The sequence below is a fragment of the Millisia brevis NBRC 105863 genome (genome assembly GCF_001552615.1).
GTDB classification, from domain to species: domain Bacteria; phylum Actinomycetota; class Actinomycetes; order Mycobacteriales; family Mycobacteriaceae; genus Millisia; species Millisia brevis.
Genome location: NZ_BCRN01000033.1, coordinates 1 through 19260 on the forward strand (window position 1 = coordinate 1; position 19260 = coordinate 19260).

Below are 19260 nucleotides of genomic sequence, written 5' to 3' on the forward strand. Positions count from 1 at the left end.
GGGGCGAGGGTGGGGCGGGTCTACCGGCTCGCGGCGTCGGCGACCATCGGTGGGCAGGTTCCGCCGGGGACGGTGACCCGCTCGAAGTGCCACCATTCGTTGGCGTAGGTGCGGCAGAGCCCCCAGGTCGAGCCGTTGGCCTCGAGCCAGGCGGCGCCCTCGTAGGGGCCAACGTCGATCGCGGTGCCGCTGACGTGGGTGGAGCGGTCCGGTGGGAGCACCCACCGCTGCGCCTCGGCGGGGCTACCGTACTGGGCGACCGCCGAATCCCACATCGACTGCTGCTCGGACCAACTGCGATAGCCGGAGGTGATCCACAGCGGCACGCCCTGCCACCGTGCCTCCTGCTCGGCCAAGGAGTACGCGGCCGCCAGATCCGGTGCGAGCCCGTACGTACCGGCAGCAGAGCCGACCTCGGCGGACGACGCACCGTCCGTCACGGGATCAGCGGCCGCCGGACCCACCGCCAGCAGAGCGGTCACCGCCACCGCGAGAAGGGCCCCGCCACCTGTTCGCCACACAGCAGCGGACCCTAGCAGCGCGGCGACCCGCATCGCCGGCGCGGCGGACCCGACGCCGACGGACCGGACAACAACCACACGGAGTGTCGCCGATCTCACTCCACGTAGACCTGTGGCTCGTATCACCCGAACCTTACAGTTGCGGGCATGCCGCATATCGATTCCGCGTCGCGGGTGGTCGCCGCGCCGATCTCCCGCGTATTCGCTGCGCTGGTGACCCCCGACGCGCTCGCCCAGTGGCTGCCACCGGACGGCATGCAGGGCTCGTTCGACCACTTCGACCCGCGGCCGGGCGGCGGATATCGCATGGTCCTGCGCTACCGCGACGAGACCGCCGAGTCGGGGAAGAGCACGCCGGATTCCGACCTGGTCGACGCACGGTTCGTGGCGATCGAGCCGAACGCTCGGGTCATTCAGGACGTCGACTTCGTCTCGCCCGACCCGGCCTACGCCGGCACGATGCGCATGACCTGGTCGGTCACCGATCACACCAACGGCACTCGGGTCGACATCCTGGCCACCGACGTGCCGGACGGCATCTCGTCGGAGGATCACGCCGAGGGTTTGGCGTCCTCGTTGGCGAATCTGGCCGACTACGTCGAACGCGACTGACGGCCCACCACGCCGTCGTCGGCGCGGGCGATACCCACCAGTTCGCGTGCCGGGCCGGCCGGCAGGCGGCGCGGCCCGGACCACACCGCGCGGAACCTCCGGGTGAGGTCCACCCCGCCGACCGCGACCTCCACCAGGTGACCGGACGCCAGGTCCATCGCCACCGACCGACGGCTGAGGAATGCCGGCGGGCCTCCGGCGAGTACGGCCGAGCGGATCGCGGTCGCCGTCGTCAGCTCCACCAGTTCCCCGGACAGTTCCAGTCCCGAGCGCCCCAGTGCGTGTTCGATCACTTCACGGGTGCCGGATCCGGCCTCGCGGACGGTCATATCCAGTCGCGCGATCTCGTCGACGGCGACGGGCCGGGGTCGGCGCGCGAGTGGACTGCCCGCCGCGGCCACCAGCACCAGTTCGTCATTGCCGACGACCACCGCCTGCAGATCCGGCGGCGCCTCCGCCCCTTCGACGAAGCCGAGGTGGGCACTGCCGTCCCGGACGCCGCGCAGCACCCCGACGCTGTTGGTGGCGACCAGGCTCACCGTCGCCGGGGTCAGCCCATCGGCCAGTTGTCGGCGCCGCAGTCGCACCAGCCAGCCGGGCAGCAGGGTCTCGGCGACGGTCAGACTCGACCACACCACCAGCTCACGGCCGCTCTGCTCGCGCAGGCCGTCGATCGCGTGGTCGATCTCGTCGGCGAGGTCGAGCAGTCGATCCGCCCAGCCGACAAGCACCACCCCGGCCGGGGTCAGATCGGAGCCGCGGCTGCTGCGCCGGATCAGCGGAACACCCACCCGCGCTTCGGTGATGCGCAGCCGCTCGGACGCCGACTGTTGGGTGATGCCCTGCGCCCGCGCGGCAGCTCCGATACTGCCGAGTCGTGCGACCGATACGAGCAGCCGCAGGACGTCGAGGTCGGGTACCCGCGAGGTCACAGGCTCCACCGTATACCGGGCACAGGCTCCACCTGTGCATCTACAGGAGATCGACGGCTACCGGCGCGTGCTGGTATCGCCCAGGCTGGCAGGCATGACCACGATCGACCGATCCACTCGCCGCATCGGTGGCGTCCCGGCATCGGACGGACCGCTGCGGCCGGCGCGCGACGCCACGGGGCGCCTCAGGTTCGTGGGACCGAATTGGTTTGCGACGGTGATGGGCACGGGGATCGTCGCGGTGGTGATGACCGTTGTGCCGGTGACGGTTCCGGGTCTGTTGGTGGCCGCCCGTGGGATGTGGGTGCTCGCGGCGCTTCTCCTGGTTGTCGTGACGGCGGCGACCGCGGCGCACTGGGTGCGGTATCCGCGGGTGGCGCGCGGGCACGTCGACGACCCCGTTCTCGCGCATTTCTACGGGGCGCCGGCGATGGCCGCGCTCACCGTCGGCGCCGGCGCGGGTCTGGTGGCGGGCCCTCTGATCGGCGAGACCCCGGCTCGGTTGACCGCCGGCGTCCTGTGGCTGATCGGTACCGCCCTCGGACTCTGGGTCGCGGTTGCAATTCCGTTGCGCGCCTTCACCACCCACCGCATCTCCGAGGACGCGGCCGGCGGGCCGTGGTTGATGTCGGTGGTCGCACCGATGGTCAGCGCCGCCACCGGCGCGGCGTTGATCCCCGATCTGCCCGCCGGGCAATGGCAGCTGACGATGCTGCTGGCCTGTTGGGCGATGTTCGGACTGACGGTGATCGCGTCATTGATCATCGTCACCCTGATCTGGCACCGCCTGCTGCATCACAAGGTGGGTCCTGCGGTGTTGGTGCCCACCCTGTGGATTCCTTTGGGCCCCGTCGGGCAATCCATCACCGCCGCACATCATCTCGGTAACGAATCCGCCCGGATTCTGCCCGCCCCGTATGGCGACGCTTTCCGCGCGTTCGGCCTGGTCTACGGCCTGCCGATGTTCGGGTTCGGGTTGTTCTGGTTGGCGATCGCCGTGACATTGACCATCCGCGCCCGCCGCGACGGGCTCCCCTTCGCGCTGACGTGGTGGTCGTTCACCTTCCCGGTCGGCACGATGACCACCGGCGCATCCGCCCTGGCGACGACCACCGGCGCAACGGTTCTGACGGTGATCGCTGCGGCGTTGGGGGTCGCCCTGGTCGGCGCGTGGGCCGGCGTCGCCCGGCGCACGCTCGCCGGGGCGCTGGACGGCAGCCTCCTGATGGCACCGATAGGGACACGAAAAGCACTGTAGGGAGCACGAATACGACAAGGGGCGGACACCTGTCCGGTGTCCGCCCCTCGAAGGGTTCGGTCTCAGCCGTTCATCACGGGATGGTGAGAACCTGACCGACGTTGATCAGATCCGGGTTCGCGATGCCGCTGGCGGCCGCGATCTCCCGGTAGCGGTTGCCGTCGCCGTAGAAGCGCTCGGAGATCGCCCACAGGGTGTCGCCGGAGACGACGGTGTAGGTGCGCGGGGCCGGCGGCGGGGGCGGCGGCGGAGCCGCGGCCTCGGTGATCGTCTGCACGGGCGCGGCCTCGGGCTCCGGCTCGGGCGCGGGAGCCGGCGGGGTGTCGGTCACGGTGCGGGAGGACCAGACACCGTTGTTGCCCTCTTCGTAGAGCACCAGGTTGCGGTCGTCCTGCAGCACCAGCCAGACACCGGACTTGCCGGCGGTGTCGGAGGCCCAGACCGGCTTGTCACCGGCGTAGAGCACGAAGTTGCCATCCTCCTGAACGGAGGCCTTGTTCGCACCGGAGCCATTGGTGCCGGTGGCCCAGACGGCATTGCCGCCCTCCGACAGCACCAGATTGCCGTCCTCCTGCAGCGTCACCGTGTAGGCGCCGTTGGCCGAGGTCAGCGAATCTCCGGTGCTCAGGCTCGAGCCTGCCTTCAGCGTGTCAGCCATCAATTCCCCTCTGGGGTTGCTCGTTCGATCGAGTGTCGGATCGGCGACCCCGGTCGAACTCCGATGGCCACCACTGCCGCACCCTACCGCCGAGAACCGACTTTTCCCACCAACACGCGATGATCTTTGGTAGGCCGTTACCCAATCCGGGGCATCGGTTAATCGAACGGTTCGCCAATGTCTCGGACGCGGGCCCCGGGTAGGATTACCGTCACGTTGATTCGTTCGGAAGTCACGTTTACGACATTCGTCGCCGCGGCTTTCCCGGACGCGACACAACCGACTTTTCGGTCGAGCGGACCGGGGTGGTCAGCCGTCCGAAACGGCGTCCGGGGCGCCGATGCCGTCGTTCTCCGCGGCGGATTCCCGGGCGCCCGGTTCCGATGGTTCCGCATCCGGGTCCACCGACCCGTCCGGCGCCGGGTCCTGCTGCGAGCGTGGACGTCCGCGCCGACGCATCGGACCGGCGCCGTGCGGTGCGCGGCCCGCGTCGGTGAGGGCTCGACGCAACAGGAACTCGATCTGGGCATTGGTGGACCGGAGTTCATCCCCGGCCCACCGCGCCAGCGCGTCGTACACCACCGGATCCAGCCGCAGCAGCAATTTCTTGCGTTCGCCGACCATGATCGATACCGACGATCGACTACTGGTACAGCGATCCGGTATTGATCACCGGCTGGGTATCGCTGTCGCTGCAGAGCACCACCAACAGATTGCTGACCATCGCGGCACGGCGCTCCTCGTCGAGATCGACCACGTCCTCGGCTGCCAGGCTGTCGAGGGCCGATTTCACCATTCCGACCGCGCCTTCGACGATGCGCTCGCGGGCCGCGATGACCGCCCCGGCCTGCTGGCGTCGCAGCATCGCCTGCGCGATCTCCGGGGCATAGGACAGTCGGGTGATCCGCGACTCGATGATCTTCACGCCGGCCGACTCCACCCGCGCCGCGATCTCCGCGGAGAGCTCCGTGGTGATCTCATCGGCGTTGTCCCGCAACGAATATGTCTGCGGATCGTTGCTGTCGTAGGGGTACTTGGTGGCGATATGACGCACCGCGGTCTCCGACTGGATCGCAACGAATTCGACGAAGTCGTCCACCTCGAAGCTGGCACGCGCGGTGTCGAGGACCTGCCAGACCACCACGGCGGCGATCTCGATGGGCGAGCCGTCGGCATCGTTGACCTTGGCCATCTCGGTCTCGTGGTTGCGGATACGGGTCGACACCTTCGTGCGCACGGTGAACGGGTTCACCCAGCGAAAGCCGCTCTCGCGCAGCGTTCCCCGGTATCGGCCGAAGAGTTGCACCACCCGAGCCTCGCCGGGCGCGACCGGTGTCAGACCGATCGGGATCACCAGCGCGGCCAACAGCGCCACGATGGCGATCGCCAGCAGACCCAAACCGACCGGGACGGAGCCCTCGGCCAGCTGATAGAGGCTGTAGCCACCGACGGCCAGACCGACCAGCAGAACGGCGAGGCTGATCGTCAGATAGACAAATCCGTTGGCGCCCTCGATGACCCGTTCACGCACCTGCGGTTCGGGCATATCGACATCGACGGCGACGGAAGGGGAGACGGTAGTGGATGGACCGGCCATGATGGGCCTCCTTATGCGAGTCCGACAGGCATAGTTCTATCAAAGTGATATCACTTTTGCAAGCGCCGACCGTGCGCTCGAACCCGACGCTGGTAAGTTAGGCGTGCATTACCTATGTTTCTCGGGAGGTTCCGCAGTGAAGATCCAGCAGCCGAAGACCCGCCACATGGTGACCGGCGAGGTGGTGGCCACCAAACGGCTCAGCCCCACCTTCGTGCGCGTCACCATCCGCGGCGACGACCTGACCACCCTGGACGACATGGGTTTCGACTACAGCGTGCGACTGTTCTTCCTGCGCGAGGGGCAGACCGCGCTGGAGATGCCCACGATGTCGAACAACGTCTGGATCGCGCAATTCCTCCTCAAGCCAAAGTCGCGGCGACCGTGGGTGCGCAACTACACCATTCGTTCGATCCGCCCCGATCTCGGTGAGGTCGATATCGACTTCGCCCTGCACGGCGACGCCGGGCCGGCGTCCGCCTGGGCCGCGGCCGTGCAGCCCGGTGAGCCGGTCGGACTGTTCCCCGAGGGCATCTACTACCTGCCGCCCGCGCCGGATCGTCGCGTTCTGCTGGTCGGCGAGGAGAGCGCCGTGCCGGCGATCCTGTCGATCCTCGAACGCCTCGATCCCGCGACGGTGGGCGACGCGTACCTCGAGGTCCCGCTGGCCGACGACATCATCGCCGACGCCGACCATCCGGCGGGGGTGACGCTGCACTGGCTGGCGCGCGGCGAATCCGCCGCGCACCCCGGCGCCCTGGCCCTCGAAACGGTGTCGGGCGCCGAGCTTTCCGGTGATCCGCTCTATGTGTGGGTCGCCGGCGAGCAGGCGTTGCCCACCGGGCTGCGCCGCGACCTGGTCACCCGCGGTGTTCCGAAGGGCGATATCACCTTCGTCGGATACTGGAAGCACGGTCGCGCCAGCGTCGGGTGATGTCGCGTACACACACCGTTCGCCCCGATTCGGTGGCGGGCCGCCGATCGCTTCTGTGAGGATGGGTCCATGGCAACCACCGCATTCAAGGGCACTGAGGTCCACACCGTCGGCGAACTTCCGGCGGTGGGATCGACCGCTCCCGCTTTCGATCTGACCGGCGTCGACCTGGCCCCGGTCCGGTCGGACGAGATCACCGGGCGGATCGTGCTGAACATCTTCCCGAGCCTGGACACCGGCGTCTGCGCGGCGAGCGTCCGCGCGTTCAACAAGCTGGCCGCCGGGCTGGACAATACGACCGTCATCAACGTCTCGAACGACCTGCCGTTCGCGCAGGCCCGCTTCTGTGGCGCCGAGGGCATCGACAAGGCGATCGCCGCGTCGGCGTTCCGGTCGACCTTCGGCACCGACTACGGCGTCACGATGCTCGACGGCCCGCTCGCCGGCCTGCTGGCCCGCGCCGTCGTGGTGATCGGTGCCGACGGCGAGGTGCTCTACAGCGGCCTGATCGAGGAGATCACCGAGGAGCCGCACTACAACATCGCGGTCGCCTCGCTCGACTGATCACGTCCGGATCGGCGGTACCCGTCAGCCGGCGGGTACCGCGTCCAGGACACAATCACCGCAGAGGCCAAGCGAATTGGTGCGGTAGAAGAGGCAGCAGCTGCGGCGGCGCCGCGCGATCGGATCGTAGGCGTCGCGCAGTTGTGGTTCGGCGAGCAGGCGCCCGACGATCGGGTCCGCCGGGCGCCCCAGGACGAGCGCCGCCCCGGTGAGCGCCGAGGCCGCGTTGCCCCAGAGCACCCGCTCGGAGACCATCCCGGCCATCGCCGCGTGGTACGGCGTCAGCTGCCGCGTCAGCACCTCGGTCGCCGGCGAGGCTCCGAGCGCGGGACGCGTCCACAACATCTCGAAGGTCGATCCGTCCCCGCGCCACCACAGGCCGGCCGCGGACAGATCCGGCGGTCGACCGGTGGCGAAGTGGACGCCGAGCGCGAAGGTCCACATCCGCGCCGCGTGGGAGAACTGCAGCGTCGAGGCGGCCACCCGGATCTCCGCTCCGCCGAGGCGCCGGGCGATGTCCGCCACCTCGGGTTCGAGCCCGGATCGGGTGTACAACTGCGACCACGGCCGCCAGCCCCCGTCTGCGGGCTCGGCCGTCGACTCGGGGTCGGCGAGGCGCACCACCGTCAGCGGGCTGCGCTCGCCGATCGCGCGCAAGATCTCGCCGAGGCCGGCCGGGTCGGTCACCCCATCATGATGACCGTTACCCGCCCGTTCAGCGCTGGGCGGGATCGATCACCACGGCTACCTGGGCTGCGGCGGCCGGCTGCCGGCGGATCGTGCGGACGAGATTCTGCACCGTGTGGATGGCGGTGACCTGGAAGCCGTACTTCTTCTTGATCGCCGCGCCGACCTGGTCGAGTTCGGGACCGGACGGGTAGACGGCGGCCGTGGCCTCGACGGGCGAGCCGGAGACCTTGCCGCGGGCATTGCAGGGCTGCACGGTCACGGTCGGGTTGTTGCCGATCCGCTTGACCTTCCAGGAGTCGGCATCAGTGGTGAACCCGAGCCGACCATCGGCCAGCGGCGCGATCCAGACCGGACTGGCGACACCTTCACCGTTGCGCTTGAACGACGTCAGGCTCACATACTTCGCTGCAGCGAGGGACATGACGCCAGTCTGCCGTACGCGCGCCGTACCCGGTGCCGCGACGTCCACCCCGGCCCGTCCCGGCACGGGTCACAATGAGTCGACCGGAGACCGTCTGCTCGCCCCGCCCGACCGGACCGCAGTGCGCCGGGAGAGGCGGCCTCAGGACCCGCCGGCGACGAAGCCGAGGCGCTTGTCGACCACATTGCGCAGGACCGATGCCGGCGGCACCGAGTCGGCCGACAAGTAGCGCTCCAGATTGTCGAGGAAGAGCCCCGACAACTCGTCGCGCCAACCGACCGCGTCGCCGCTCATATGCGGCGAGATCGCCACATTCGGCAGATCCCAGAGCGGACTGTCCGTCGGAAGCGGTTCGGCAGCAAAGACATCCAGCGATGCGGCGCCGATGTGCCCATCGCGCAGCGCGTCGATCAGGGCCGGCTCGTCGACCAGGCGCCCGCGTCCGACGTTGATCAGGTGGGCGTCGGGACGCATCGCCGCGAGGACCGGCGCGTCGATCAGCCCGTCGGTGCTCGTAGTCAACGGGGCGATGACCACCACCGTGTCGAAGTCACCCACCCGCTGCGCCAACCGACCGGTGGCGATGACGGTCCCGAAGTCCGGATCGTCGACCCGCGCGGTGCGCCCGGCCCCGGTCACCCGGATGCCGACTGCGGTCAACAGGCGCGCGATCGCCCGGCCGATCGCCCCGGTTCCGATCACCAGGGCGGATGATCCCGCGGTGCGCCGCGTCTCGCGGTGCTGCCAGACGCGCTCGCGCTGCAAGGCCATCGACTGGTGAATAAGCTTGTCCCGGGCCAGGATCGACGCGAGCACATATTCCGCGATCGGCTGGTCGAAGACGCCGCGGGAATTGGTGACGACGATGTCGGAGTCCGCGAGATCGTCGAACAGTAGAGCGTCGACGCCCGCCGCGCAGACGTGCACCCAGCGCAGCGATCGGGTCGCCGCACCCCAGGTGTCCTTCAGCGCCCGCGAGAAGTAGTCCCACAGCAGCAGGATCTCGGCCCCGTCCAGGGCGTCGGCAAGCGTCGCGGCGGTGCACCATCGCACCTCGGCCAACCGCTCGATCCGAGCGAGGTCGGCCGGCGCGGGCTGCCCCGGCGCGCCGAGGATCACCAGGATCGGTCGAGGGGCGGGCATGGCGGGATTCTATCCAGCGCCGCCATATTGTTGACAATCCGACGATCCCGCTCGAGAGTGGTTCGGTGACCGCCATCGTCGAGAACCCGCACCGGCGATGCCGTCCCATCGCCGCCGGCGCCCGGCCGGCGCGGCCCGACCGGACGGGCGGCCCGATGATGCCGGCGGTCCGCTGATGTCGACGTCGATCGCCATCGACGCGGCAACGATCGCCCGCGAACTGGGCGCGGGCGGCGTCGTGGTCGACATCTCCTCCCGCCGACTGTCCGAGTACTCCTACGACGCGTCCAACTATCGGGTGCGGCCGCTGGCGGTCGTCTTCCCGCGCAGCCCCGACGAGGTGGCCGCGACGCTCGCCTACTGCCATCGTCGCCGGGTACCGGTGATCGCCCGCGGCGGCGGTACCTCGATGGCTGGCAACGCGGTTGGCGCCGGGGTGGTGATCGATCTGTCCCGCCACATGACCGCGGTGCGGTCGATCGACGCCGAGCGTCGGGTGGCGGTGGTCGAGCCGGGGGTGATCCTCAAGGACCTCACCGGGACGGTCGAACGCGCCACCGACGGCGCCCTGACCTTCGCCCCCGATCCGTCGTCGGCCTCCCGTGCGACGGTCGGCGGAGCGATCGGCAACGACGCCTGCGGCAACCACTCCGTCCGCCACGGCCGCACCACCGACCACATCGAGCAATTGCGGATCGTCACCGCGGAGGGTCTGCGGCTGACCGCCGACCGCGACGGCATTCACCCGACCGATCCCGCGGACGCCCCCGCGGCGGTCCGCGCCCGCGCGCTGACCGAACGGCTGCGGGATCTGGCCGGCACCAACCTGTCGATCCTGCGCACCGAACTCGACACGATCCCCCGCCAGGTGTCCGGCTATCACCTGTCGCATCTGCTGCCGGAGAAGGGCTTCGACGTCGCGCGCGCCCTGGTGGGCAGCGAGGGCAGCTGCGCGATCGTCGTCGGGGCGACCGTCCGGCTGGTGCCGGCGCCCACCACCCAGTTGTTGGTGTGCGTCGGTTACCGGTCGGTCGAGGACGCCGCCCGCGATGTCCCGCTGATCCTGCCGCTGCGTCCGTCGGCGGTCGAGGGGGTCGACCGCCGGCTGGTGACCACCATGGCGGCCCGGCGCGGGCCCGATACGGTCGCCGGGCTCCCGGACGGTGACGCGTGGCTGTTCATCGATCTCGACGACGAGTCCGCGACCGCGGTCGGGGAGCCCGACGTCCCCGCCGCCGCGAAACTGCTGGTCCACACCCTGACCACCGAGGGACGGGCGGTGGCCGCCGCGGCGATCGATGATCCGGCCGGGCGAGCGGCGCTGTGGCGGGTGCGCGAGGACGGCGCCGGCCTGACCGCACGTCTGGTCGACCCCGACAATCCTTCCGCCGGTGCGAATTACGAGTCGTGGACGGGCTGGGAGGACGCAGCGGTCGCCCCCGATCGGCTCGCCGACTATCTGGTCGACTTCCAGGCCCTACTCGATCGACACGACCTGACCGGGGTGATGTACGGGCACTTCGGCGCCGGCTGCATGCATGTGCGCATCACCTTCGATATGCGCACCGAGACCGGTCGCCGTGTCATGCAACGGTTCTGCGAGGACGCCGCCCGGCTGGTGGTCGCCCACGGCGGCTCGCTGTCCGGGGAGCACGGCGATGGGCGGGCCCGCTCGAAACTGCTGCCGATCATGTATTCGGCCCGCATGTTGGAACTGTTCGACGAATTCGCGCGCATCTGGGATCCGGACGGCATCCTCAACCCCGGCACGATCATCGATCCGCCGAGCATCATCGACGACCTCGCGCTGGCCGATATCCCGGTCCGCCGGCGCCCGACCGTCTTCACCCTGACGGCGACCGACACGACGGATCCGTTGGCGCACGCCGTCCAGGGCTGCATCGGGGTCGGGCGCTGCCGTTCGAGCGCCGGCGGGGTGATGTGTCCGAGCTACCGGGCGACCGGCGACGAGAAGGACTCCACCCGCGGCCGCGCCCGGGTGCTGCAGGAGATGGTCCGCACCGGCGTCGACGAGGGGTGGGAATCGACCGACGTCGCCGAGGCGCTCGACCTGTGCCTGTCCTGCAAGGCGTGCTCGTCCGACTGCCCGACCGGCGTCGACATGGCGACCTACAAGGCGGAGTTCCTGCACCACCACTACGCGGGTCGGCGCCGGCCGGTCGCGCACTACACGGTCGGGCGGATGCCCGCGTGGCTGCCGGGGGCCGGGCTGATCGCCCCGGTGATCAATGCGGCGGCGACCGGCGCCCCGGCGCGCTGGGCCGCGCGGCTGGCCGGTCTCGACGGGCGGCGCACCATGCCGCGGTTCGCCGGGCGACGCGAGCGCGGACGCCTGCGCGGTCTACCGCCGGTGACCGCGTCCACCGACACCGTCCTATTCGTCGACTCGTTCACCCGCGCCTTCCGCCCCGACGTCGCGGTGGCGGCCACCGCGGTGCTCGGCGCCGCGGGAGATCGAATCGGCTGCGCGGCGGGGACGAATTGCTGCGCTCTGCCGTGGATTTCGACCGGGCAGCTCGACGGTGCGCGGCGCCGGTTGGCGCGGACCGCACGCGCTCTCGACGACGGCAGCGACCGGCCGATAGTGGTGCCGGAGCCCAGCTGCGCGGCGACGTTGCGCAGCGATCTTCCCGAGCTGGTCGACGAGCCCGCCGCCCACCGCGTCGCGGCGCGGGTGTTGTCGTTCGGCGCCGCCGTACGGGCGCAGGTCGATCGGGGGTGGCGGCCGACCGGGTTGCCCGCCGCGGTCACCCTCCAACAGCACTGCCACGAGTACGCGGTTTTCGGCGCCCGGTCCGGGGCGGGGCTGCTGCGTGCGCTGGGCGTCGAGGTCCACGCCGCCGAGGGCTGCTGTGGGGTGGCCGGCAACTTCGGCTTCGAACGCGGCCATTACGAGGTCAGCACCGCGGTCGCCGAGCACTCCCTCGCTCCGGCTCTGCGCGCCGGCGGCGAGCGCCCGGTGATCACCGACGGCCTCAGTTGCAGCCTCTCGGTCGACCACCTGTCCGCCGGCGACCCCGCGATCTCCGCCCGCGGCCTCCACCTGGCGCAGCTGTTGGCCAATTCCTGCGCGCCGAGTCCCGATCCGATCCCCCGCTCGACGCCCACCTCGAACCCCGGCTCGAACCCCGGCTCGAACCCCCGCTCGAACGGAGACCGACGTTGACCGCCGGCTCGACCGGCCGCTCGGTGCCGCGTCTCGCCGCCCGCGCCGCCGATTTGGTCGGCTCGATCATCGACTCGTCGACCTCGCTGCTGGCCGCCCAGACGCACGACATCGTGCAGTTCGCGATGGGATCGCCCGCGGACGAGGCGCTCCCGGTGGCGCAGTTCCGGGAGATCACCGCGGACACCCTCGACGGCGCCGCCCTGAGCTACGGCTCCAGCGAGGGGGAGGCGCCCCTGCTCTATCGGCTGGAGAGCTATCTGGCCGGCACCCCGGATCGGACCTCGCAGGATCGGATGGTGATCACCAGCGGCGGGATGCAGGGCCTCGACCTGGCGAACAAGCTCTTCGTCGACCCCGGCGACCTGGTGGTCGTCGAATCCCCCACGTACACCAACGGCAGCGCCACCGCGCTCGCCTACGGTGCGCAGCTGCTCGAGGTGCCGATCGACGAGGACGGCATGCGGATCGACGATCTCGTCGACCTGGTCGCGCGGGAGGGTCGACTCCCGAAGGCGATCTACACGATCCCGAACTTCCAGAACCCGTACGGGGCGACGCTCTCGCGGGAGCGGCGCGAGGAATTGTTGCGGCTGGCCCATCGCTGGGGCTCGATCATCATCGACGACGACCCGTACGGCCTGCTGCGGTTCGCCGGCTCCGACGTGCCCTCCTTCGGGCAGTTGAGCCCCGGCGATCCCCTGGTCTTCGGGGTGCGGACGTTCTCGAAGATCCTCGCGCCGGGGCTGCGGGTCGGTTGGGTCGACGCCGACCCGTCGCTGCGGCAGGTGCTGATCAACGCGAAACAGGTGATGGACACCTGTACCAATGTGCCGCACCAATATCTGGTGGCGGAGTATCTCGCCCGGGGCGGTCTCGACGCTCACCTGGCGCGGCTGCGTCCGCTGTACCGCGACCGGCGCGACGCGATGCTCGACGCGATCGAGCGGCATCTCGGCGACGCCGCGACCGCCACCCGGCCGGAGGGCGGCTTCTTCCTGTGGGTCACCCTGCAGGGCAGATTCGCCGGGATCGACACCCGCGAACTGTTCGAACCGGCATTGGCCGACGGGGTCGCATTCATTCCGGGACCGGCACTTTCACCGTCCGAGCGGTTCACGAACGCGCTGCGCCTGTGCTTCGCCTCGTCGACGCCGGAGCGGATCGACGAGGGCATCCGGCGGCTGGCCGGAACCCTGGAACGACTGTCTTCCGGCTCGCCGGTCGGGTAGACAGGATGGACCGTCGGACGGTGGGCCGGCGCGATCATCGGTCCACCGTCGACGTCCCGTCCCGTCGACCCGGAGGATGACATGACCGCAGTCGATCGTCCGGCGCCGTACACGGCGTCGGAGCATGCCCTGTTGGAGCTGATCGATGTCGACGAGATCGTCCGGCTGGCAACCGATCTGATCGAAGCTCCGAGTATCAACCCCGGCGGCAGCGAGCAGGCGGTGGTCAATATCCTCGCCGCCGCGTGCAGCGACCTCGGGTGCACGGTCACCCTGCGGGAGGTCGCACCGGGCCGCCCGAATCTGGTTGCCACCCTTCCCGGCGGCGCCGGCCCCGGTCTGATGTTCCTGGGACACTCCGATGTTGTTCCGGCGGGGCCGGGGTGGACCGGGGATCCGTTCTGGGTCCGCATGATCGGCGATCGGTTGATCGGGCGCGGAGCCACCGATATGAAGGGGGGTCTCGCCGCGATCGTCGGCGCGATGGCCGCGCTCAGCCGCCTCCGCGACCGGGGCACCACCCTCGACGGGCCGGTACGGCTGGTCTGCACCGTCGACGAGGAGGAGCACGGGCTGGGGGTGCGCGCCTTCGTCGACGACCCGGTCGGCGCCCGCTCGGGCGGCCACTCCTTCCTCGGCTGCGTGGTCGCCGAGCCCACCGATATGGACATCGTGCGCGGCTGCCGCGGCGTGAGCTACCTGCGGATCGAGGTGACCGGCCGGGCCGCGCACTCCGGGCGCCCCTCGGACGGGCGCAGCGCGATCGACGCCGCCGCCCGCGTCGTGGAGGTGATCCGCGCCGATCATGCCCGGCTCGCGGGCGCCCCGGATCCGCTGTTGGGGTCGGGCACCTGGAATGTCGGCACGATCTCCGGTGGCCAGAGCACCTCGGTGGTCGCCTCGGGGTGTCGGATGAGCGTCGACCGCCGCCTGCTTCCCCACGAGGACGCGGCCGGGGTCGCCGACCGGTTGCGGGCGATGATCTCGGCCGCCGGGATCGATACCGACGGTATCGGGATCGAGGTACGTCCGATCATGGAGACGCCGGGGTTCGTCACCGATGCCGATCATCTGCTGGTCACCGCCGCGGCCGGCGCGGTCGCCGATGTGGGCCCGCGGCCGGGGATCACCGGGTGGACCGCGGCCTGCGACGGGGGTTTCGTCCACCGCGATCTGGGGATTCCGACGATCGTGCTCGGCCCGGGGGATCTGACCGAGCAGGCCCACCGGCCCGACGAGTCGATCGCGATCGGCGACCTGGATACCGCCGCCCGCGCCTACGCGCTGTTGGCCTCGCGCCTGTTGAGTTGAGCCTTTCTCCAACACCGCTTCCGAACCGTCCTTGTTCCCGGCTCTCGACCGTGAGACGGTGCCTTCGGGGGACGCGCATCGCCGGTGATGCGGTCCCGCCACGAAAGGATGTGGACCCGTGACGGATCCGAGCAGCGACAACACCCCGTTTGCGACCGTGCTCAACCGGTCGCTCGGCACCATGATTCCGACCTCGGCGTCGATGAACATCGAGGCGATCGAGGTGCGTCCGGGCTTCGCGTCGATGCGGGCACCGTTCGCGGGCAACGGCAATCACTTCGGGGTGATGTACGCCGGGGTGCTGTTCACCGTGGCCGAATTGCTCGGCGGGGCCCTGGCGTGGGCGTCGTTCGATCAGGACCGGTTCTATCCGCTGGTCAAGGACATGCAGATCAACTTCCGGGCGCCGGCCCGCAGCGACGTGATCTCGCAGTCGACGTTGTCGGCGGCCGAGATCGAACGGATCAGCGCCGAGGCGCTGGAGCGCGGCAAGAGCACCTACCTGCTGGAGGCCACCGTCACCGACGTCGACGGCACGGTGGTCGCCACCACGACCGGCACCTACCAGCTGCGGGCCCACCGACCTGCCGGCTGATCGCAGACCGTCGACTATCCGCCGTGGACCTAGTCCGGAGCGGCGCGGGCGATCACATCGCGGGACGGTTCGGTGTCGTCCGAGCGGGGAGACGCGATCAGGCGCAGGCCGACCACGGCCAGGATGATCCCGGCCAGGCAGATCAGCTTCGCGGGTGAGGCGTGTTCGGCTCCGGTCGCGATCCCCCAGCCGACGGTCATCGCGGCGCCCAGCCCGGTCCAGATCGCGTAGGCGGTGCCGATCGGGATGAATTTCACCGCCCATCCCAACCCGATCGAACTGGCGATCAACGCGATGAGAAAGACGACGGTCGGCACCGGACGGGAGAGGCCTTCGGAGTAGCCGAGCGACGTCGCCCAGACCGCCTCACTGATCGCGCTGAACAGCAGCGCCAGCCAGGCCATCAGGCCGCCGCGCCGCTCATCGGAACGCCGGTGGCCCGTGTCATGCGAAGACCCGCAGGCCGATCACCGAGACGATCAACAGCAGCAACAGCAGGCCGCGTGCGACGGTGGCCCGTTCCTGGCCGGAGACGATCCCCCACAGCGCGGTCAGGGTCGCGCCGATCCCCACCCACACCGCGTACGCGGTCCCGGTGGGAATCGCGGTCATCGCGTACCCCAGCCCGGCCATGCTCGCCATCAATGCGACGCCGAACAGGATCGTCGGCCCCCGCTTGCTGAAGCCGCGCGAAGCCGACAATGCCGCGGCCCATACCGCCTCCAGCATTCCCGAGACGACCAGAACGGCCCACTCCACCAGACATCCTTTACATCCGTTCGCGTGTCGGCCCGGGCGCGGTCGAACCACCATTCACCACCGGCATCCCGTCCGCCGGGGCCGATATCCGACGGTCGACATATCGCGGTGACGCGAGTCTTGCCGTACCGTCCTCGAATTCGTTCTGTTGTTCACTACAGTACGTGCGCGATCTGCTGCCGACGCGATGTCGCGACCGCGCACAACCCGCCGACCGCGACCGCGGCGGCGCCCCTCGAGGATATTCCCTCGATCGAAACGGTACCCCGCCCACCCCGATGGTCGGGAATCCTTGCGAGCAAGCAATTCTCGGACATACGTCCAGGACAACCGTCCACCTCGCAACGAACGCGGCGGTTCGACCGGTCAACGAAGCCGGTACGACGACCGTACGATGACCTAGGCTCCCTCGTCCGCGCGCAGCGCGCGGATCCCCGCCCGACCGCCGGATCGACGCAACCCCTCCTGCATGGTGGTCGCGACGGGTACCCCCTGCCGGAAGAGCACGCCGCGGGCCATCCCGCGCCCGTCTCCGGACCAGAAGCCGTTGTGCTGGTATAGGTGCCACTGATCGATCGGCGTATCCGCGTGCAGCCATGCCGCGTGGTTGAGCGTCGCGATATCGGTTCCCGGGCTGCCGGAAATCCCGCCCTGCGGCGAGAAGGCGGCCGACACCAAGAATAGGTCGGAGCAATATGCCACGGCCGCAGCGCGAATCAGCGGATCGTCGATCAGCGGCCCGTCCACCCGCAGCCACATCCACTGCTCGGGAGCGGTCACCTCGCCGCGGCGGCTGCGCAGTTGGGGGAATGACTCGGGCAGCCGCAGATCGATGGCGAGCACCGAGGCCAGGTCGCCCAGCCAGCCCAGCGCGGGCAGGTCGGCGGCCACGAGCTCGTCGAGGGTCGGCAGTTCCTCCGGCGCGGGTACGGCGGGCGGTTCGGCGGTGTGGAAGGCGAAGCCGTCGCGATGTCGCTGGAAGGAGGCGGTCAGCGCGAGGATCTCGACGCCGGCCTGGCCGGCGTGGACGGTCCGGGTCGAGTAGCTGCCGCCGTCGCGCACGGTCTCCACCCGGTAGTCGACGGGCAGATCGGCACGACCGGGGAGCAGGAAATGCGCCTGCGCGTGGTGAGGCAGCCGATCGGGGGCGACGGTGCGCCCGGCGGCCAGCACCGCCTGGGCGAAGGTCTGACCGCCGAAGATCCGGGGCGCTTCCACGTGGGACAAGCCGCGAAAACGGTCCTCGTCGAGTTGTTCGAGGGTCAGAATGCTGCTGATCGAAGGTCGCGAATCCGCGATCGTCCGGGATCCACCGCGAGCCATGCTCGCCACTATAGGAGCGCGATGCTCGCCACTACGGGGGCGCCACGCACGGGCGGTGCGGCGGTGCCACGGCGGCACTGCCTCGATCGTTCCGCAGCGACGATGTCACGGGTAATGTGTGAGACATAGTGTCTCATGCACTGTTCGTCCGCTGCCACCGATGTGAGGAAAGAACGACATGTACGCATGGTCCGAAACCGACGTGATGATCGAGAACGCGGTGCGCGAGTGGGTCGACAAGGAGGTGCGCCCGCATATCCAGGCCCTCGAGAGTGGCGAGATGAAGCCGTACCCGATCATCCGCAACCTCTTCACCACGTTCGGCATCGATGCGATGGCGACCGACATGGTCGGCAAGCTGCTGGCCAAGCAGGAAGCCGCCGAAGCCGCTCCCCCGACGCCGCCCGAAAGCTCCGAGACCTCCGCGAGTTCGGAGCGCTCCGACGGCGGTAAGAAGAAGGCGTCGTCGGGCAACCCGCTGGCGGCGGGGTCGATGAACATCATCCTGACCAAGGAACTGTCCGCGGTCAGCATGGGCGTCTGCGCCACCCTCGGGGTCAGCCTCGGCCTCGGCGCCGCCACGATCCTCTCCCGCGGCACGCTCGCCCAGAAGAAGCGTTGGGTGCCGCCGCTGGCGACGTTCGAGAAGGTCGCCGCCTGGGCGCTGACCGAGCCGGACTCCGGGTCGGACGCCTTCGGCGGCATGAAGTCGTATGTGCGCCGCGACGGCGAGGACTACATCCTCAACGGCCGAAAGACGTTCATCACCAACGGCCCCGACGCCGACATCGTGTTGGTCTACGCGAAGCTCGACGAGGGCGATCCGACCGTCGACAAGCGGGACCGTCCGGTGTTGACCTTCGTCCTGGAGAAGGGGATGGACGGATTCGTCCAGGCGCCGCCGTTCAAGAAGATGGGGATGAACTCCTCGCCCACCGGCGAACTGTTCTTCGACGACGTCCGGCTGACCCCCGATCGGCTCCTGGGCGAGACCGAGCACCACACCGGCGGCGACGGGCGGGCCAGCGCCAAGGCCGGCTTTGTGGCCGAGCGTATGGGAATCGCCGCGATGGCCCTCGGCGTGATCGAGGAGTGTCTGCGCATCTGCACCGCCTACGCGAAGGAGCGCACGCTCTGGGGATCGCCGATCGCGGACTTCCAGCTGATCCAGCTCAAACTCGCCCGGATGGAACTGGCCCGGGTCAATGTGCAGAACATGATCTTCAAGGGCATCGAGATGTCCACGCAGGGCGAGACCCCGACACTTTCGGAGGCCTCGGTGGTCAAGTGGTACTCGGCGGAGGCCGCGACCGATGTGGCGATGGACGCCGTGCAGTTGCTCGGCGGCAACGGGTACATGCGCGAGTACCACGTCGAACAGCTTGCGCGCGATGCCAAGTCGCTGATGATCTACGCGGGCAGCAACGAGGTACAGATCACGCAGGTCGCCCGGGGTCTGCTGAGCGGCTGACGGCAGCTCCCCCACCCCGGTCGCCCCGCGCCGCGTCGCCGCCCGCACTCAG

19 protein-coding genes and 1 pseudogene are annotated in these 19260 nt (G+C 69.7%); 9 read left to right on the forward strand and 11 right to left on the reverse strand.

Annotated elements, in window-relative coordinates:
- Window positions 1–20 precede the first annotated feature (20 nt).
- The gene (locus tag MB1_RS24410; RefSeq protein ID WP_245650353.1) at window positions 21–482 is read right to left on the reverse strand and encodes a M15 family metallopeptidase; all 462 of its coding nucleotides are present in this window, start codon (window positions 480–482) and stop codon (window positions 21–23) included.
- A 186-nt stretch (window positions 483–668) separates the two neighbouring features.
- On the opposite strand from MB1_RS24410, the gene MB1_RS24415 reads away from it, so the two are divergent.
- A complete protein-coding gene (locus MB1_RS24415) occupies window positions 669–1133 on the forward strand; it encodes an SRPBCC domain-containing protein (protein WP_066913640.1) in 465 nt (154 codons plus the stop codon).
- Here the strand turns inward: MB1_RS24415 and MB1_RS24420 are convergent.
- Window positions 1115–2065, reverse strand: a complete 951-nt coding sequence (locus tag MB1_RS24420) for a LysR family transcriptional regulator (RefSeq protein WP_066913641.1) — start codon at window positions 2063–2065, stop codon at window positions 1115–1117. The genes MB1_RS24415 and MB1_RS24420 overlap by 19 nt on opposite strands.
- Window positions 2066–2159: 94 nt before the next feature.
- Here MB1_RS24420 and MB1_RS24425 point away from each other — a divergent pair, with 94 nt between their 5' ends.
- Entirely contained in the window at window positions 2160–3323 is a 1164-nt protein-coding gene (locus MB1_RS24425) for a TDT family transporter (RefSeq protein WP_066913673.1), read from the forward strand.
- A 73-nt stretch (window positions 3324–3396) separates the two neighbouring features.
- On the opposite strand, the gene MB1_RS24430 is transcribed toward MB1_RS24425, so the two are convergent.
- From MB1_RS24430 to MB1_RS24440, 3 genes and pseudogenes are all read right to left on the reverse strand, one after another.
- Window positions 3397–3981, reverse strand: coding sequence for a LysM peptidoglycan-binding domain-containing protein (locus MB1_RS24430; protein WP_066913642.1), 585 nt, complete (start codon window positions 3979–3981; stop codon window positions 3397–3399).
- Between the two features lie 432 nt (window positions 3982–4413).
- Window positions 4414–4605, reverse strand: a pseudogene (locus tag MB1_RS26380) (type II toxin-antitoxin system antitoxin); the annotation flags it as partial.
- Between the two features lie 19 nt (window positions 4606–4624).
- Window positions 4625–5578, reverse strand: a complete 954-nt coding sequence (locus MB1_RS24440) for an SPFH domain-containing protein (RefSeq protein WP_066913645.1) — start codon at window positions 5576–5578, stop codon at window positions 4625–4627.
- Between the two features lie 136 nt (window positions 5579–5714).
- Between MB1_RS24440 and MB1_RS24445 the strand changes: the two genes are divergently transcribed.
- Window positions 5715–6512: a siderophore-interacting protein gene (locus MB1_RS24445; protein ID WP_084352641.1), complete on the forward strand. Its 798-nt coding sequence runs from the start codon at window positions 5715–5717 to the stop codon at window positions 6510–6512.
- A gap of 69 nt (window positions 6513–6581) precedes the next feature.
- On the forward strand, window positions 6582–7076 hold the full coding sequence (gene tpx, locus MB1_RS24450; protein ID WP_066913649.1) for a thiol peroxidase: 495 nt from the start codon (window positions 6582–6584) through the stop codon (window positions 7074–7076).
- 24 nt (window positions 7077–7100) lie between these two features.
- Here the strand turns inward: tpx and MB1_RS24455 are convergent, their stop codons facing one another.
- From MB1_RS24455 to MB1_RS24465, 3 genes are all read right to left on the reverse strand, one after another.
- Window positions 7101–7763, reverse strand: a complete 663-nt coding sequence (locus MB1_RS24455; protein ID WP_066913651.1) for a (2Fe-2S)-binding protein — start codon at window positions 7761–7763, stop codon at window positions 7101–7103.
- Window positions 7764–7791: 28 nt separating this feature from the next.
- Window positions 7792–8187, reverse strand: a complete 396-nt coding sequence (locus tag MB1_RS24460; protein WP_084352643.1) for a PPOX class F420-dependent oxidoreductase — start codon at window positions 8185–8187, stop codon at window positions 7792–7794.
- Between the two features lie 141 nt (window positions 8188–8328).
- The gene (locus MB1_RS24465; protein WP_066913655.1) at window positions 8329–9330 is read right to left on the reverse strand and encodes a D-2-hydroxyacid dehydrogenase; all 1002 of its coding nucleotides are present in this window, start codon (window positions 9328–9330) and stop codon (window positions 8329–8331) included.
- A gap of 175 nt (window positions 9331–9505) precedes the next feature.
- On the opposite strand from MB1_RS24465, the gene MB1_RS24470 reads away from it, so the two are divergent.
- The 4 genes from MB1_RS24470 to MB1_RS24485 all read left to right on the forward strand — a co-directional run bounded on the left by MB1_RS24470 (window position 9506) and on the right by MB1_RS24485 (window position 15655).
- A complete protein-coding gene (locus tag MB1_RS24470; RefSeq protein ID WP_066913675.1) occupies window positions 9506–12517 on the forward strand; it encodes an FAD-binding and (Fe-S)-binding domain-containing protein in 3012 nt (1003 codons plus the stop codon).
- The gene (locus MB1_RS24475; protein WP_066913657.1) at window positions 12514–13749 is read left to right on the forward strand and encodes an aminotransferase-like domain-containing protein; all 1236 of its coding nucleotides are present in this window, start codon (window positions 12514–12516) and stop codon (window positions 13747–13749) included. Before MB1_RS24470 ends, MB1_RS24475 begins: the two co-directional genes overlap by 4 nt.
- An 81-nt stretch (window positions 13750–13830) precedes the next feature.
- Window positions 13831–15060, forward strand: a complete 1230-nt coding sequence (locus MB1_RS24480) for a M20 family metallopeptidase (RefSeq protein WP_066913659.1) — start codon at window positions 13831–13833, stop codon at window positions 15058–15060.
- 118 nt (window positions 15061–15178) lie between these two features.
- Window positions 15179–15655 (forward strand): PaaI family thioesterase, encoded by a 477-nt coding sequence (locus MB1_RS24485; protein WP_066913661.1) that lies wholly within the window; start codon window positions 15179–15181, stop codon window positions 15653–15655.
- Between the two features lie 29 nt (window positions 15656–15684).
- Here the strand turns inward: MB1_RS24485 and MB1_RS24490 are convergent, their stop codons facing one another.
- From MB1_RS24490 to MB1_RS24500, 3 genes are all read right to left on the reverse strand, one after another.
- The gene (locus tag MB1_RS24490; RefSeq protein WP_066913663.1) at window positions 15685–16059 is read right to left on the reverse strand and encodes a DMT family transporter; all 375 of its coding nucleotides are present in this window, start codon (window positions 16057–16059) and stop codon (window positions 15685–15687) included.
- Window positions 16060–16099: 40 nt separating this feature from the next.
- Window positions 16100–16414: a DMT family transporter gene (locus tag MB1_RS24495; protein WP_066913665.1), complete on the reverse strand. Its 315-nt coding sequence runs from the start codon at window positions 16412–16414 to the stop codon at window positions 16100–16102.
- Window positions 16415–16813: 399 nt separating this feature from the next.
- The gene (locus MB1_RS24500) at window positions 16814–17737 is read right to left on the reverse strand and encodes an acyl-CoA thioesterase (RefSeq protein WP_066913667.1); all 924 of its coding nucleotides are present in this window, start codon (window positions 17735–17737) and stop codon (window positions 16814–16816) included.
- 178 nt (window positions 17738–17915) lie between these two features.
- Here MB1_RS24500 and MB1_RS24505 point away from each other — a divergent pair, with 178 nt between their 5' ends.
- On the forward strand, window positions 17916–19208 hold the full coding sequence (locus MB1_RS24505) for an acyl-CoA dehydrogenase family protein (protein WP_066913669.1): 1293 nt from the start codon (window positions 17916–17918) through the stop codon (window positions 19206–19208).
- The last annotated feature ends 52 nt before the right edge of the window (window positions 19209–19260 follow it).

What these genes read in the sequence shown, in the direction of transcription:
- MB1_RS24415 (WP_066913640.1), top strand. Translation starts at nt 669, where the DNA reads ATGCCGCATATCGATTCCGCGTCGCGGGTGGTCGCCGCGCCGATCTCC.
- MB1_RS24425 (WP_066913673.1), top strand. Translation starts at nt 2,160, where the DNA reads ATGACCACGATCGACCGATCCACTCGCCGCATCGGTGGCGTCCCGGCA.
- MB1_RS24430 (WP_066913642.1), bottom strand. Translation starts at nt 3,981, where the DNA reads ATGGCTGACACGCTGAAGGCAGGCTCGAGCCTGAGCACCGGAGATTCG.
- MB1_RS24440 (WP_066913645.1), bottom strand. Translation starts at nt 5,578, where the DNA reads ATGGCCGGTCCATCCACTACCGTCTCCCCTTCCGTCGCCGTCGATGTC.
- tpx (WP_066913649.1), top strand. Translation starts at nt 6,582, where the DNA reads ATGGCAACCACCGCATTCAAGGGCACTGAGGTCCACACCGTCGGCGAA.
- MB1_RS24460 (WP_084352643.1), bottom strand. Translation starts at nt 8,187, where the DNA reads ATGTCCCTCGCTGCAGCGAAGTATGTGAGCCTGACGTCGTTCAAGCGC.
- MB1_RS24465 (WP_066913655.1), bottom strand. Translation starts at nt 9,330, where the DNA reads ATGCCCGCCCCTCGACCGATCCTGGTGATCCTCGGCGCGCCGGGGCAG.
- MB1_RS24470 (WP_066913675.1), top strand. Translation starts at nt 9,506, where the DNA reads ATGTCGACGTCGATCGCCATCGACGCGGCAACGATCGCCCGCGAACTG.
- MB1_RS24480 (WP_066913659.1), top strand. Translation starts at nt 13,831, where the DNA reads ATGACCGCAGTCGATCGTCCGGCGCCGTACACGGCGTCGGAGCATGCC.
- MB1_RS24490 (WP_066913663.1), bottom strand. Translation starts at nt 16,059, where the DNA reads ATGGCCTGGCTGGCGCTGCTGTTCAGCGCGATCAGTGAGGCGGTCTGG.
- MB1_RS24500 (WP_066913667.1), bottom strand. Translation starts at nt 17,737, where the DNA reads ATGGCTCGCGGTGGATCCCGGACGATCGCGGATTCGCGACCTTCGATC.
- MB1_RS24505 (WP_066913669.1), top strand. Translation starts at nt 17,916, where the DNA reads ATGTACGCATGGTCCGAAACCGACGTGATGATCGAGAACGCGGTGCGC.